13 protein-coding genes are annotated in these 14,165 nt (G+C 68.6%); 3 read left to right on the top strand and 10 right to left on the bottom strand.

What is annotated here, in order from left to right:
- Positions 1–206: 206 nt before the first annotated feature.
- Genes galK through ACWEOI_RS21405 form a run of 5 tightly spaced genes read right to left on the bottom strand, consistent with a single transcriptional unit; the run spans position 207 to position 5,236 of the window.
- A complete protein-coding gene (gene galK, locus ACWEOI_RS21425; RefSeq protein WP_452360723.1) occupies positions 207–1,295 on the bottom strand; it encodes a galactokinase in 1,089 nt (362 codons plus the stop codon).
- On the bottom strand, positions 1,295–2,383 hold the full coding sequence (gene galT / locus ACWEOI_RS21420; protein ID WP_452360722.1) for a galactose-1-phosphate uridylyltransferase: 1,089 nt from the start codon (positions 2,381–2,383) through the stop codon (positions 1,295–1,297). Before galT ends, galK begins: the two co-directional genes overlap by 1 nt.
- A complete protein-coding gene (locus tag ACWEOI_RS21415) occupies positions 2,380–3,174 on the bottom strand; it encodes a DeoR/GlpR family DNA-binding transcription regulator (RefSeq protein WP_452360721.1) in 795 nt (264 codons plus the stop codon). The genes galT and ACWEOI_RS21415 overlap by 4 nt, the downstream gene beginning before the upstream one ends.
- 50 nt (positions 3,175–3,224) lie before the next feature.
- Complete coding sequence (locus ACWEOI_RS21410) at positions 3,225–3,497, bottom strand: hypothetical protein (RefSeq protein WP_452360720.1); 273 nt, start codon at positions 3,495–3,497, stop codon at positions 3,225–3,227.
- Positions 3,498–3,532: 35 nt separating this feature from the next.
- Complete coding sequence (locus ACWEOI_RS21405) at positions 3,533–5,236, bottom strand: sodium:solute symporter family protein (RefSeq protein WP_452360719.1); 1,704 nt, start codon at positions 5,234–5,236, stop codon at positions 3,533–3,535.
- A gap of 128 nt (positions 5,237–5,364) precedes the next feature.
- Here ACWEOI_RS21405 and ACWEOI_RS21400 point away from each other — a divergent pair, with 128 nt between their 5' ends.
- Complete coding sequence (locus ACWEOI_RS21400) at positions 5,365–6,168, top strand: aldose epimerase family protein (protein WP_452360718.1); 804 nt, start codon at positions 5,365–5,367, stop codon at positions 6,166–6,168.
- A gap of 27 nt (positions 6,169–6,195) precedes the next feature.
- Here the strand turns inward: ACWEOI_RS21400 and ACWEOI_RS21395 are convergent, their stop codons facing one another.
- From ACWEOI_RS21395 to ACWEOI_RS21385, 3 genes are all read right to left on the bottom strand, one after another.
- Positions 6,196–6,483: a hypothetical protein gene (locus tag ACWEOI_RS21395; protein WP_452360717.1), complete on the bottom strand. Its 288-nt coding sequence runs from the start codon at positions 6,481–6,483 to the stop codon at positions 6,196–6,198.
- A 59-nt stretch (positions 6,484–6,542) separates the two neighbouring features.
- A complete protein-coding gene (locus ACWEOI_RS21390; RefSeq protein ID WP_452360716.1) occupies positions 6,543–7,715 on the bottom strand; it encodes an aldehyde dehydrogenase family protein in 1,173 nt (390 codons plus the stop codon).
- Between the two features lie 260 nt (positions 7,716–7,975).
- Entirely contained in the window at positions 7,976–9,331 is a 1,356-nt protein-coding gene (locus tag ACWEOI_RS21385; protein WP_452360715.1) for a flavin monoamine oxidase family protein, read from the bottom strand.
- A gap of 113 nt (positions 9,332–9,444) precedes the next feature.
- On the opposite strand from ACWEOI_RS21385, the gene ACWEOI_RS21380 reads away from it, so the two are divergent.
- Together ACWEOI_RS21380 and ACWEOI_RS21375 are read left to right on the top strand one after the other, a co-directional pair.
- Positions 9,445–10,095 carry a TetR/AcrR family transcriptional regulator gene (locus ACWEOI_RS21380; protein ID WP_452360714.1) on the top strand — a complete coding sequence of 217 codons (651 nt, stop codon included), beginning with the start codon at positions 9,445–9,447 and terminating at the stop codon, positions 10,093–10,095.
- 98 nt (positions 10,096–10,193) lie between these two features.
- Positions 10,194–11,531, top strand: a complete 1,338-nt coding sequence (locus ACWEOI_RS21375) for a flavin monoamine oxidase family protein (RefSeq protein ID WP_452360713.1) — start codon at positions 10,194–10,196, stop codon at positions 11,529–11,531.
- A gap of 25 nt (positions 11,532–11,556) precedes the next feature.
- On the opposite strand, the gene ACWEOI_RS21370 is transcribed toward ACWEOI_RS21375, so the two are convergent.
- Both ACWEOI_RS21370 and ACWEOI_RS21365 read right to left on the bottom strand, forming a co-directional pair.
- Positions 11,557–13,068, bottom strand: coding sequence for a multicopper oxidase family protein (locus tag ACWEOI_RS21370; protein WP_452360712.1), 1,512 nt, complete (start codon positions 13,066–13,068; stop codon positions 11,557–11,559).
- A gap of 94 nt (positions 13,069–13,162) precedes the next feature.
- Positions 13,163–14,098 carry a MerR family transcriptional regulator gene (locus tag ACWEOI_RS21365; RefSeq protein WP_452360711.1) on the bottom strand — a complete coding sequence of 312 codons (936 nt, stop codon included), beginning with the start codon at positions 14,096–14,098 and terminating at the stop codon, positions 13,163–13,165.
- Positions 14,099–14,165: the final 67 nt, after the last annotated feature.

Raw genomic sequence — 14,165 nt, 5'->3', positions numbered from 1 at the left:
CTCGGGACCGCCGTAGCGGTCATACACGATGGCCCTCACGTGATTCCGGCACGGAGGAGCGAACGACGGTGTGGCACACCGCGAAGTCTAGTCGGAGGACTATCTCACGATGGGCGAACAGTGCGTCGGCGTTCGTGAACAAGGCCTCCCCCTGATGGACCGGCCGTCACGATTCGTGGGCAACGGCCGTCATAGATGACGGCCGGCTACGGGAGTAGGTGTGCGCCGGCGCCCGGGCGGATCTGGGTGCAGGCCGGGCGTGGATGTCCGGCGGCGGCGACCGCGTCCGGTAGCTCCGCGGCTATGCGGGCGGCCGCGGCGGCCGGGGCGTAGGCGATCACGGTGCCGCCGAAACCGCCGCCGGTCATGCGGGCGCCGTACGCGCCTGCGGCTACCGCGGTTGCCGCGATGAGATCGATTGCGGGGGTGGTGATCTCGAAGTCGTCGCGCATCGAGGCTTGGGAAGCGGTCATCAGGGCTCCGAAACCGGCGGCGTCACCGGCTCGCAGCGCGGCGGCGCCGTCGAGCACGCGACGGTTCTCGGTGAGGACGTGCCGGGCGCGGCGGCGCACCTCGTCGTCAGCGAGTCGGCGCCAGGCATCGTCGTCGGCCTCCCGTAGGGATACCACGCCCAGCAGTTCGGCGGCCCGCTCACAGGCGCGGCGCCGGCGGCCGTACTCGCCGGCGGCGTTCCGGTGCGGGGTGCGCGAGTCGACGGCCAGCCACACGCCGTCGGCGGGCTCCAACGGAACCGGGGTCACCCGCACGGACCGGAAGTCGACCAGCAGTGCGGTGTCCACGGCGCCGTACAGCGCGGCGAGCTGGTCCAGCAGCCCGGTCGGCGCACCGACGTAGTCGTTCTCCGCCCGTTGCGCGATCCGGGCCAGCTCGACGCGGTCGATATCGGAGCCGGACGCCGCCGTCAGCGCGTACAGCACCGCGCACTCCAGTGCCGCCGACGAGGACAGGCCCGCACCGACCGGCACCGTCGAGGTGATCCGCATCCGACCGGCCGGCACCACAACACCGTGTTCGCGCAGCGCCCACACACAGCCCGCGATGTAGGCGCCCCACCCGGTGATCCGGTCCGGACCCGGGGCCGTGCCGAGCGGGACCGCCACGGTGTCGGGCTGCCGGTCCGACTCGGCGTGGATCGTCGCGTCCTGTCCACCCGCCTCGAACTCGGCGACGGTGCCGGCCTCGAGCGCGACCGGCAGCGCGAATCCCGAGTTGTAGTCGGTGTGTTCGCCGATCAGGTTGACCCGCCCCGGCGCGTACGCCCGTACCCGGGTCATCACAGCACCGCCCGCAGTTCGGCGGCGATGGTCTCCGGAGTCTTGTCGTTGACGAACGCGTCCCGCCCGGACTCCGAACCGGCCAGGAACTTCAGCTTGTCCGCGCTGCGCCGGATGGAGAACAGTTCGGCGTGCAGGTAGCCCTCCGCGGCGTCCGCCCGGTACTGGTGCCAGGACGCGATGTAGGGCAGCGGCCGCGCGTAGAGCGCGTCGAAGGCCCGCAGTACCGTGCGGTAGACCCGGGCCAGATCGTCGGCTTCGTCGTCGGTGAGCTCGGTCAGGTTGCGCACGTGGCGATTCGGGAGAATGTGCACCTCGACCGGCCAGCGCGCGGCATACGGAACGAACGCCGTGGTGTGCGCGGTGCGCACCAAAACCCTGGTGCCGTCGGCGATCTCGGCCGCGAGGAGCGCCTCGAACAGGTCCGCGCCGTGCTCGGCCCGGTATTCGGCGGCCGTGCGCAGCAGCGTGCGGGTGCGCCGGGTGCGGAACGGATAGCCGTAGATCTGACCGTGCGGATGCGGGAGGGTGACACCGATCTCCGTGCCACGGTTCTCGAAACAGAACACCTCGGCGATGTCGTCCCGCGAGTACAGCTCGGCGGTGCGCTGCGCCCACACATCGATCATCAAGCGGGCGTGGTCATCCGGGAGTTCGGCGAAGGAGCCGTCGTGATCGCTGCTGAAGCAGACCACTTCACAGCGCCCGGTGCCGGTTCGTTCACGGCGCAGCGAATTCTCCTGCGACTCGGCCGGATACGGCACCTGCGGGGTGTCCAGCGACGGAAATCGATTCTCCAGCACCGCGACCCGGTAGTCCGCGGCGGGGATCTCGCTGGAAAGCCCCTCCGGATCCGGGCACAGCGGGCACATCTGCCGGGGCGGGAAATAGGTGCGTTCCTGCCGGGCGGGTGCCAGGATCACGTGGTCCCCGGTGCGCGGATCACGGCGAACGGTGGTGGTGGGCAACGCCGGTCGGAGCGGCAGGCCGCGCCGGTCCACCCCGAGCTCGGTGTCCGTGTCGAACAGCAGGATCTCGCGATCGTCGGCGAGCCGGCCGCGGACCGGGGTCGGCAGCACACGACTCATGCCGGGGCTCCTTCCGCGATCGTCAGCGGCACTACCGCATCGAGTACCTCCCGCGCCGCCGCGCTCAGCCCGGCGTCGGAGATCAAACCGTCGACGGCGTCGAAATCGGCGAACAGATGGGTGCCGATCTCGCCGAACTTGGTGTGATCGGCCAGCATCAGCGTCGAACGGGAGGCGCCGATCAGGCGCCGATTGGTTTCCGCCTCACCGATATTCGGGGTGGTGAAGCCGGCCGCGGGGTCGATGCCGTGGGTGCCCAACAGCGCCAGATCGCAGCGCACGCGTTCCAGCATGGCGTTGGCGACCGGTCCGACCAGGGCGTCGGACGGTGTCCGCTGCCCGCCGGTGAGCTGCACCTCGCCGGCGGGCAGGTGATCGTCGTCGGGATCGGTGAGGACGTGGAAGATCGAGATGGAGTTGGTCACCACCGAGACCGCCCGCCCGCGCAGCAGCCGGGCCAGCTGCAGGGTGGTGGTGCCGGCGCCGATCGCCAGCGTCATGCCGTCCTCGATCCGGGTCGCCGCGGTCCGCGCGATGGCCAGTTTCTCGGCGATCTCGCGTTCGGCCTTCCGGGCCGAGGTCGGCTCGAGGCCCCGATTGGCCGAACGGCCACCGGCACGGACGACACCGCCGTGTACTTTGACCAGCTCTCCGGCCGCCGCCAGCCGGTCCAGATCGCGTCGGATGGTCATCTCCGACACGTTCAGCTCGGCGGACAAACCGAGCACCCGGACGACGCCGTAGGCGATGGCGGTGTCGAGGATCCGGCGGCGGCGTTCAGCGGCGAGCATTCGCTGAAACTATCATCATCGAACACAAATCAACTATTCCGAACATCGGCTCAGGCGCGGTCGGCTGGGCGCAGCACGACCCAGGCGGCGAAGACCAGGGTGATCAGCACCAGAATGCCGCCCACCCACAGGTTGGCTCCACTGCCGGCCGCCAGGTCGGCGCGATCCGGCGAGTGCGTCGCGGCGCCGGCGCCGACTCGTGCCAGACCCGGTGCGAGCCCGGCGACGAGTAACACCACGCCGTACACGCCCAGCAGCGCGGCGATGATGGACCGGATATCGAACAACAGGGCCCATCGGCTCGGCTTCTCGGGGGTGTTCACGATACGACTCCTTCTGTGCGTGAACGGGATACGGGTCAGTGGAAGACGATGCTGAGCGCCACGGCCGCCCCCAGCACCACGCAGCCCAGCGGCACCGGACGGGCGTACCACGCGGCGCCCGCGTCGTCGCCGGCGGAAGCGGTTCGGTCCGTGCGCGAATAGACCAGGCCCGCCAGTTCGGACTCCGGGCGCGGCGTCGTCACCAGCGACACCGCGACCGAGACCGCGATATCGGTCACGAACGCCACCGAGGCCGCCACGAAGGCCATGCCCTGCCCGGGCAGGTCGATCACCCCGGTCTCCTGCAGTACGAAAACCGTCACGGCGGAAGCGGTTCCGGCCACCAGCCCGACCCAGCCCGCGGTCGCCGTCATCCGCTTCCAGAACATGCCGAGCAGGAAGGTCGCGAACAGCGGCGCGTTGAAGAAGCCGAACAAGGTCTGCAGGTAGTCCATCAGATTGGAGTAGCCCGCGGCGATGGTCGCGGTGCCGATCGCCAGCACCACCGCCACCGCGGTGGCCACCTGGCCGACCCGGATGTAGTACCGGTCCTCGCGGTCGCGGACCACGTACCGCTGCCACAGGTCGAAGCTGAACACGGTGTTGAACGCGGACACGTTCGCCGCCATCCCCGCCATGAACGAGGCGATCAGGCCGGCCACCGCGATGCCCAGCAGCCCGTTGGGCAGGATGTCGCGGATCATCAGCAGCATGGCGTCGTTGTAGGTGATCCCGTCGGACGCACCGGTGTTCTTGAGATTGATCATGTCGCCGACCATGGCGGCGCAGATCATGCCCGGCACCACGACGACGAAGGGGATCAGCATCTTCGGGACGGCGGCGATGATCGGCGACCGGCGGGCCGCGGACATCGAGTCCGAGGCCATCGCGCGCTGCACCTCGACGAAGTTGGTGGTCCAGTAGCCGAAGGACAGCACGAACCCGAGGCCGAACACGATCCCGACCACCGACCACACCGGCGAGGAGAACCCGCTCAGCGCCTGCCCCGGCCAGGACCGCATCTGCTCGGCGGCGGTCGCGGTGACCACGCCGTCGGCATTGTGGGTGTCGATCAGCTTGTCCCGCAACCCACTCCAGCCGCCGACCTTGATCAGGCCGATCACGGTGAGGGGCACCAGCGCCGCGAGGATCACGAAGAACTGCAGGACCTCGTTGTAGATCGCGGCGGACAGCCCGCCGAGCGCGGTATAGGTGAGCACCACCGCCGCCGCCACGATCAGCGACACCCAGCGCGGCCAGCCCAGCACCGCGTTGACGACCGTCGCGAGCAGGTAGAGGTTCACGCCGGCGATGAGCACCTGCGCCACAGCGAAACTCAGCGCGTTGACCAGGTGCGCGCCGGGCCCGAAGCGCCGGAGCATGAACTCCGGCACGCTGCGCACCTTGGAGCCGTAGTAGAACGGCATCATCACCAGGCCGAGGAAGACCATGGCCGGGATCGCGCCGATCCAGTAGTAATGCACGGTCGCGATGCCGATCTGGGCGCCGTTGGCGGACATGCCCATGATCTCGACCGCGCCGAGATTGGCGGAGACGAACGCGATTCCGGTCACCCACGCCGGGAGGCGCCGCCCGGACAGGAAGAAGTCGAGGCTGGAGGACACCTGGCGCCGGGCCAGGTAGCCGATGCCGAGCACGAATACGAAGTAGATCGCGATCAGCGAGTAGTCGAGAGCGCCGACGTTGAGCCGGAGCGGGGCGTCGAGTGCGAGGGACACAGCCGACGACCTCCTCACAGAGAAGTTCGAGTAGATGGTCCCAGAACCTAACAGATACGAACATTTCGCCTGAGCGAAACTGTTGAGACCCGTCTGATTCTGGTGCGCACGTTGCTATATTCGCGGCCATGAGCCTCCCGCCGGACGCGGTCACGCTGCGCAGCGCCGACGCCGCCGTCCACCTCACCCCGGACAATGGCGGCCGGATTCGCGGCCTCACGGTGGCCGGGCACGAGCTGCTGCTCGACGGCGACCCGCACGGGAGCTTCCCGATGGTTCCGTGGTGTGGCCGGCTGCGCGACGGCGTGCTGCACCACGCCGGGCACTCGTATCCGTTCCCGCGCGACGCCCCACCGCATGCCCTCCACGGCCTGGGCTGGACGCGCGCGTGGACCGTCACCGCGGCCACCGAGACCACCGCGGAACTGTCCTTGGACCTCGGCGCACCCTGGCCGTTCGGCGGCACCGCCACCCAGCGGATCTCGATCGACGACCGCGGCCTCGACTTGGAAATGACGATTTCCGCTGCCGCCATGGACTTTCCGGCCCAAGCCGGATGGCACCCCTGGTTCCGCCGCACCCTGTCCATGGGCGACGCACCCGTCCGAATCGACTTCGCTCCGTCCTGGCAGGAGCTTCGTGGCGCGGACTACCTGCCCTCCGGCGAGCGCATCGCGCCACGACCCGGACCGTGGGACGACTGCTTCGGCATGCCCGAGGGCGTCGACGTGACGCTCACCTGGCCGGGCCGCCTGGAGCTCCGGATCACCAGCCCGGTGCAGTGGGTCGTCGTCTACGACGAACGCCCGGAGGGCGTGTGCGTCGAACCGCAGTCGGGACCCCCGGACGGCCTGAATACATTGCCGTACACCGTTACTCCGGCCACGCCCCTACGCGTCCGGAGCCGCTGGAGTTGGCACGTGCTCGGCTGATGGGGCGCCGCCGACCGTAAATCCACATCAACCCTCGGCGCGCCGCCGAGGGTTGATGTGGAGTCGAACACCCTTGTACACCACGGTGTTCGGCCGATCGTCGTCATTGTCCGGGTCGCCGGAGTCCGAAGGGTCCGGGAGTTCCGCCCGCTCCTCGATGACGATCTGGGCTCGTGCCGCGCCGGGGTCGAACATCTCCTGGAACGGACCGACGAACGAGCCACCGAGGCCGCGGCGCTTCGCGCGAACAGCCGCCCATCCGAGCACTGCCAATGGGCCGATGAAGGCGATCAGCAGCAACAATTCCCCGCCCATGTGGACGAGCGTACCGATGGGATCCTTATGCCTCGCTGAGAAGAAAGAGCAGGCTCGCACTATCCGCGCAGGGCGGAGGCGAAGATCGCGGGGAGTTTGGCCCAGGTGGGGTCGGCGGCGAACTCGGCCAGTTTGCGGCCGGTGGTGGCTGCGGTGCGGTTGGTGACGAACCAGGGCGGGCGGGGCGACAGGGTGAATTCTCTGGTGAGGATCGAGCGGGGGAAGGGGCGGAATGGGCCGCGGACGATGGTTCGTTCGGTGTGGTCGAGGAGGACGCCATTGTGGACGATGCTTATGCCGCTTTGTGCGTCGTAGATCGTGTGGCCGGGGAAAGCGCCCCAGGTGGCGCGGGCGGTCAGGTACCCGACGCCGGTCCATGCGTTGACGGCGATGGTGCCGTAGCGGAGGGGGGTGATCGCGTCGGTGAATTCGGCGCCGAGCTCGCGGGCGGTTCGGGGGTCGATGACGATGTTCGCGCCGAGGGTGCCGGCGAGGCGGGAGTTGGCGAATTCGACTGCGTTGTCGAGAAATTGGCGGCCGCGGCCCGGCAGGTAGGTGATGGCCAGCACCGGGCCGAAGTACTCCTCGGTGAACGCGACATCGTCGGCGGGGAGGTTGTCGAGCAGGATCCGGCCCGTGCCCGGGAGGCGTTCGGCATCGGGGTGGGTGGCGAGGGCGCTCGCGCATCGGTCGTCGCTGCCGGGGTAGTACGGGGATCGGGCGGGGGCGTTCGCGAGGGCCTTGCGCAGGGCGGCGACGAAGGCGTCCTTCTGGTCCCAGTCGCTGCTCAGCACCAGGACCTGGGAGGCGACGCAGTTGTAGCCGTTGTTGTGGAGCTTCTGGGTGACGATGTGTTCGGCCTGGTAGGCGAGGTCTCGGGCCGACCACTTGCCGGGGACAACGATAATTGGAGAGACTCCGCCGAGTTCGCTGGTGATCGGCTTGTTCAGCAGAGTCTCACCGCGTTCTCGGCGTGCCCGCCCCTCCGCGTCGCCGCCGAACACGATGGCGTCGTGGGATTTCACGCTGCCGGTGATGTGAACGTGCCCGATGCCGGGATGGGTCACCGCGGCGTGGCCGACGTCCGCACCGCCGGTGACGATGGCGACGAGCCCGAGTTCGATGCAGCGGGCGAAGATCTTCTCGAACACCGGCAGCAGCGGATCGGTGATCGGGTTGAGCTTGAGGAGGACTACCCGATTGTGCGCGAACAGTTCGTAGACGGTGTCCAAGGGCGCGATCGAGAAGATGTTCCCGGCACCGAGAACGACTCCGACGCCACCGGTTTCGGTCGGCGTGCGCTGCGCCAGGCCCGCGGCATCACGCAGATCCCCGGCAGAGATTCCCGGCTCGGACCAGACCTCGGCGGTGAATCCGTTCAGCAGGAGGCGGTCGAATATGCCCAGATCTTTTCGCCGTCACGCAGGCGGTCGACGGCGGCATCCAAGGGTGGGACCGCGACGCGGTCGGTTGATGTGGTCACGATTCTCCTTCAGGAATTCAGGCGGAGGTCGACTTCGGCGGCCGCGCGGTAGCCCGATCGCACGGCTCCGTCCATGTAGCCGTTCCACACATCGGAGGTCTCCGCGCCCGCCCAGTGGATACGGCCGACCGGCTCCGACAGCGCCGCGCCGTATTGGGTCCAGACCCCCGCACCCAATCGGCCGCCGTAGCACCCGCGGGTGTATTCCTCTTCCATCCAGTTCAATTCGAGGTAGTCGACCGGGTCCGCGGCCTGCGTGCCGAACAGCTTGGTCAAGGTCGCCACGACGGCCGTCCGGCGTTCGTCCGCACTCCACTGGCCGGCGATCCGCGCGTGGGCCCCTTCGAAGAAGCCGACGATCACACCGCAGGATCCGTCCGGCGGGGAGTTGTCGAGGGTGACGCTGATCGGGTCGTCGAGGCTGAAGGCGAAGCCACTCAGTCCCGAGTCCCGCCAGAACGGCGTCGGGTAGGCGACCTGGATCTTGATGACGGATCCCATCGGGATCTGCTGGGTGAGGCCGTCGCGGGTGGCGGGCAGCGCCGGTTGGTAGTGCAGCCGCCCCGCGAGGGTGGGAGGGATCGCGACGATCGCGTACTCGGCGGAGATCGTTCCGCCCGAATAGTCCACTCGCACCGCGTCATCGCCGTATGTGATCGAACGGACCGGGGCGTCGAGGGTGACGACCTCGTCGCCGAGTTCGGTGGCCAGCCGCTCCGCGATCTGATGGGTTCCGCCGACGACACGCAGCTCCTGCGCGCCGCCGGTCACGGCGACCAGGATGTCGATCATGCCCGCGGACTTGATGTAGAACAGGAAGTGCAGCAACGACATCTCCGCTGTCTCGGCGGAGAACAGGCCCGGCACGACCGCGTCCCAGAACGCCAGGGCTTCGGCATTGTCGGTGTTCGTCCGCAACCACTCGTCGAGCGTCCGGCGATCGAGTTCCGCCGCGTGCTCCGTAGTCCACGGGGAGGACAGCGAGACGGTTTCGGCGAGCGCCTCCAGCTCGGCCTGCAGACGGCCCACTTCCAGGGCCGCCGCATCGGACAAGCCGAAAGTCGCGTCGCCGTAGCGAGTCAGCGCGCCGTTGTAGAGGGTGACCGCCTCACCGTCGTCGTAGGTGGCGAAGGTTTCCAGTCCGAGCTGCTCGACGAGCTTCAACACCTCGGTCTGCGTCCGGCCGATCCACTGGCCGCCCAATTCCACCGGCACTCCGTTCGAGAGCGTGCCCCCGTGGTTGCGCCCGGCCACCCGGTCGCGCGCCTCGAGCACGCGCACGCTGCGCCCGGCCGCGCGGAGGGTTCTGGCCGCGGTCAACCCCGCGAGACCCGCGCCGATCACCACAACATCTACGTCGGTCATATTCGGTCCTTCGACAAAGAGTCAGTCAGCTGTATGACTGTAAGGTAGGTCACGGCGGCGCCGATATGCAAGAGTTGTGCCGAGGTTCGTCGGCCGTTGAACGAGGAGAGTCCGTGGTTTACGTCAAGGCGTCCGAGCGCGAGGAGCAGATCATCGCGGCCGCCATCAGGGTGCTCAGCGACGTGGGCGTGCCGGCCACCACCCTGCGCGGCGTGGCCGCCGAGGCCGACGTTCCGCTCGGGACCCTGCAGTACGTGTTCTCCAGCAAGGACCAGCTGCTTCGCCGGGTCATCACCAAGGTGATCCACGACATTTCCGAAGCGCTGCGGCCGCACCTCGACCTCGACAAGGGCGTCGAGCACGCCCTGCGCCAAGGGGTCACCAGCTTCTGGGAGAAGCTGGTGGACAACCGCATCGGACTGCAGATCATGCAGTACGAGCTGATGAGCTACTCCCTGCGCAACGAGTCCGGCGAGCTGGCCCGATTGCAGTACGAGAGCTACAGCTCGGTCGTCACCGACTTCTGCGAGCAGGCCGCCCGGGCCGCCGGGGAGCGCTGCGCCGTCGGCTTCGAGACCCTCGGACGCCTCGCGCTCGCCCAGGTCGACGGCCTGATACTGCAATACATCGCCAAGCCCGACCCCGAGCGCGCCCGCCGCGACCTGCAGCAGGCCCTGGAGATGCTGGTCCTCTTCGCCGACCCCCAGCCGGTGGCGCGCCGGACCCGGCCGCGGCCCGCCGCGGCGCCGGCCGAGGACGAGTAGCCGCTTCGATTTCACCGCCTATTGCGTCCTGGGTCACATTCGATTTATCGTGACTCATACGGCTGACCGACTTTTTTAAGCCTTTGGAGCGTGGCGAGATGACCCAGCACCCACCCATCGATCACCCCGGCGATCGAGGATTCCAACAAGTCAGGGTTGCCGTGATCGGCGCCGGCATGGCCGGACTCGTCGCCGCACGCGAACTGCACCGGCAGGGCATCGGCGTCCTCGTGCTCGAATCCGCCGCACGGCCCGGCGGGCGGGTGCTGGCCGAGACCACGGTGCTCGGCTCGCGAGTCGACCTGGGCGGGCAGTGGATCGGCCACGGCCATCACCGCTTCGAGAAGCTCGCCGCCGAACTGGGCACCGATGTCTTCGCCATGCGCACCCCCGCGCGGCCCGTCATCGCCGAAGGCGGCGCCGCCCTCGGGCAGTGGGGTCGAGATGCCATGGCCGCCAACATGACTCTGCTGATCTGGGAGACCGTCTCCCGGCTCCGGACACCCCGGTCATGGAAGCGGCAGAGCGTCCAGTCGTGGCTGCGGCGGATTCCCGGTCGCCGCGCGCGCCGCCTGATGGAGGTCCTCGTCTCGGTATCGACCACCGCCGACCTCGACCGGTTCTCGATGTACGCCCTCCTCGACATGGTCCGCTACCAAGGCGGACTCGCCACCATGGTGTCCACCGCGGGCGGCGCGCAGGAAAGCCTCGTCACCCAGGCGGCGGGAACGCTCGCCGAACGGCTGGCCGACGAACTCGACGGCAAGATCGTGTTCGACAGTCCGGTCACCGCCTTGCACCGCGACGCCACCGGAGTCACGATCCACTCGGCCTCCGGCACCTACCGCGCCGAGAAGGTGATCGTGACCGTCCCGCCCCCGATGGCCGCCCGCATCACACACCAGCCGCCACTGCCCGCCGATCGGATTCGGTTGCAGGACAACACCTACATGGGTTCGGTGTACAAGGCGATCGCCGTTTTCGAGCGACCGTTCTGGCGTGAGCGCGCGGACGCCGAGATGATCGTGCTCACCGAACCCGGGATGGCGGTATTCGACACCTCGCCACCGGACGGGCCGGGGCACCTGTGCGTTCTTGTCGCCGGTCCCGAAGCACGCGACCTCGGCGAGCTCGGTCCCGACGCCCGCCGCTCGACCATCCTCGGCCCTATCGCCGACCGCCTCGGCTCCGAAGTGCTCGAGCCGCGGGGCTGGCATGAAAAGGCCTGGCATCAGGACGTTCACGCCGGTGGGGGCTACTCGGCACTGCCGAGCATCGGTCACGACGAGGGCTACTTCCCGCACCCCGCCGAACCGACCGGGCCTATTCACTGGTCGGGGACCGAAACCGCCCGCGAGCACGCCGGGTACATCGAGGGCGCCATCGAGTCCGGCGAGCGCGCAGCTCATGAGGTCATCGCGGCACTGGTCCTGTAGGCGGACCAATTGCCATGGCCCGCTGTCAGTGTCCGCTGTGGTGCGGCGTTCCGGGTTGTTGTCCCGGGTCCACGACCACGAACTGGCCCATCATTCCCAGGTCCTCGTGCCAGAGCAGGTGGCAGTGGAACATGTAGGGGGCGTTGGGATCTGCGGGGCCATCGAAGCGAACCAGCAGTGTGACAGTGGAGCCTGGGGCTACGAAGACGGTGTCCTTCGGGCCGCTCAGGGATTCGGGGGGTTGGTTGCCGTTGACCTCTGCGACCGCGAACTGGGTGTCGTGGATGTGGAAGTTGTGCGGGGTGCCGTCACCGTTGTGGACGATCCAGGTCTCGGTGGTGCCGCGCGTGACGGTGGCGTCGATGCGGCTCATGTCCATTGCCTTGCCGTTGATCTTGCCGAATTCCAGCTCGAAGGACCGCTCCCCCACCGAATCCGCGGCCTTCGGCGTCTGCGGGGTGACGAGGTGGTCGGGCAGGGGCGGTGCCGGGCGAAGGGTGGCGGCGGCTCGTAGTTCGAGGATGTCGAATCGGTCGTCGCCGCCGCTGAAACGGTTGGTGAACATGTCGAGTCCGGCGTCGAGGCGGTCGCTGCGCAGGGTCACTCGTTCGCCGGGCTTCATGCGGACCACGATTTCGGCGCGCTCGCCCGGGGACAGTTGCACGTGCTTCAGCTGGGCGGGGCGCTCGAGCAGGCCGCCGTCGGTGCCGATGAGCGCGAAGTCGCGGCCATCGGAGAGGCCGAAGTTGTAGATGCGCGCGGGGGACGCGTTGACCAGGCGCAGTCGCACCAGTTCGTCGCTCACCTCGCGGTACGGCGCGAGGGTGCCGTTGACCAGGACCTCGTCGCCCAGGAATCCGGCGTCGCGGAACGCGCCGTGCCCGAAGTCGAAGCGCCCGTTGCGGAATCGGACGTCCTGAACCAGCACCGGGAGATCGTCGACGCCGTAGGTGTGGGGCAGCGCGAGCGCGTCGCTTGCATCGTCGTCGAGCAGGAACATCCCCGCCAGCCCGCGGCTGACATGAGTTTCGGTGGCCCCGTGCGGGTGCGGGTGGTACCAGAGGGTGGCCGCGGGCTGTTCGACCGTCCACTCCGGCTTCCACTCCGCACCCGGTTCGACCATTTGATGCGGTCCCCCGTCCATCGCGGCGGGCACGTGCATGCCGTGCCAGTGGACGGTCGACGCTTCCGGCAGGGCATTGCGGACCCGCACCCGAACCTGCTCACCGCGGCGCGCACGCAGGGTCGGTCCGAGATGGTTCCCGTTGAACCCCCAGGTATCGATTGCCTGCCCGGGCCGGAATTCCGTACTGCCGGACCGCATGTCGAGCTCGAACTCCCGCGCACCGTCGGCCGCCACGGTCGACTGCGCGAGCGGCGGGATGGCCAGCGGACGCACGAAATCCACCTTCCCCACGGTGGATACCTCGGCCGAGGTGTACACCCAGGCCGTCGCACCGCTGAGCCCGACAAGCACCACCAGCACCGCCACGCCCAGCCGGACCAACACTCGCCGCATCCGAGACCCGTCACTCATCCCTCGAACGCTAAGGAAGACCGGCCTTTCCCCGGATCCGGCGGATCCCCCAAATCGCTCCCTGATTCACCCGAGGGAATCCCCGATGGAACCCCTAGGCCGGGTGGGCGCGGAGCGCGGCGGCGAACCAGGTGAACACCGGCCCCATGTCGGGCAGTTCCGGCCAGCCGTTGATGGCCGACACCAGCCGCCAATAGCGTTCCACACGTGGATCATTGGCCACCTGGAGCCGTTCCAGGATCCAACGGCGCAGTCGCGCGTCGTCCGGCTTGCCGAAGGTCTCGGCATAGCGTGCGGCGAGCCCGTCGACCACCGCCGCGGCAGCCTGGGAATCAGCACTTATTCCGTCGGCGAGAGCCTTGCCGATGTCGGTGCGGACGGCTTCGGTCAGGTCGTGGTGCAGGCCGGTGGTGTCGCCTTCGGCGCGTTCGCGGGCCTGGTACTCGGCCATGGCCCGGACCGATTCCCGGAAGTCGTTGTCCCGCACCAGTTCCACGAGTTCCATCCACGCCGTGAGCTGCGCGACGGTCGGGTCGTCCGGCAGTTCGGGCATGCTGGTGCGCACCAGCTCCACCATGGCGGGATTGGCGTCCACGCCGCCGTACGCGGCGTCGATGAAGTCGTCGATCAGGCGGCGGCGTTCGGCCTCGGACAGGCGCATCAGATTGTGCATGAGTTCCATTTCCTCTCGGTGGGAGCCCCGCTCGGCCACGGCTCGCAGCACCGCGCGCCGCATCCGCAGGATCCGGATCTGCACGTCGAGCGCGTCGGCGTGGGCCGCGGCGACCGCGCTCAGCGAGGTCTCGCGGGCCAGCACCCGCGCCACGGTGGGCAGGTCGATGCCCAACTCACGCAGGGTGCGGACCAGTTCCAGGCGGGTGGCGGCCTCGGCGTCGTAGAGCCGGTAGCCGGTGGGGGTGTGATCGGTCGGCGGCACGATCCCCTTGTCGGAGTAGAACCGGATCGTCTTGACCGTCAAGCCGGTCCGTTCGGCCAGAGCCCCGATCGTGAAGAGCGTGTCGTCGTCCATGCCCCAACCTTCCTGTCTCCCCCGGATGGAGACTCAAGTCCTCCGGCTATCGTCGGACCATTGATCG

The sequence above is a fragment of the Nocardia sp. NPDC004340 genome (genome assembly GCF_053602575.1).
The sequence above is the reverse complement of the archived record's forward strand: the minus strand, read 5'-3'. Positions and strand labels throughout refer to the sequence as shown.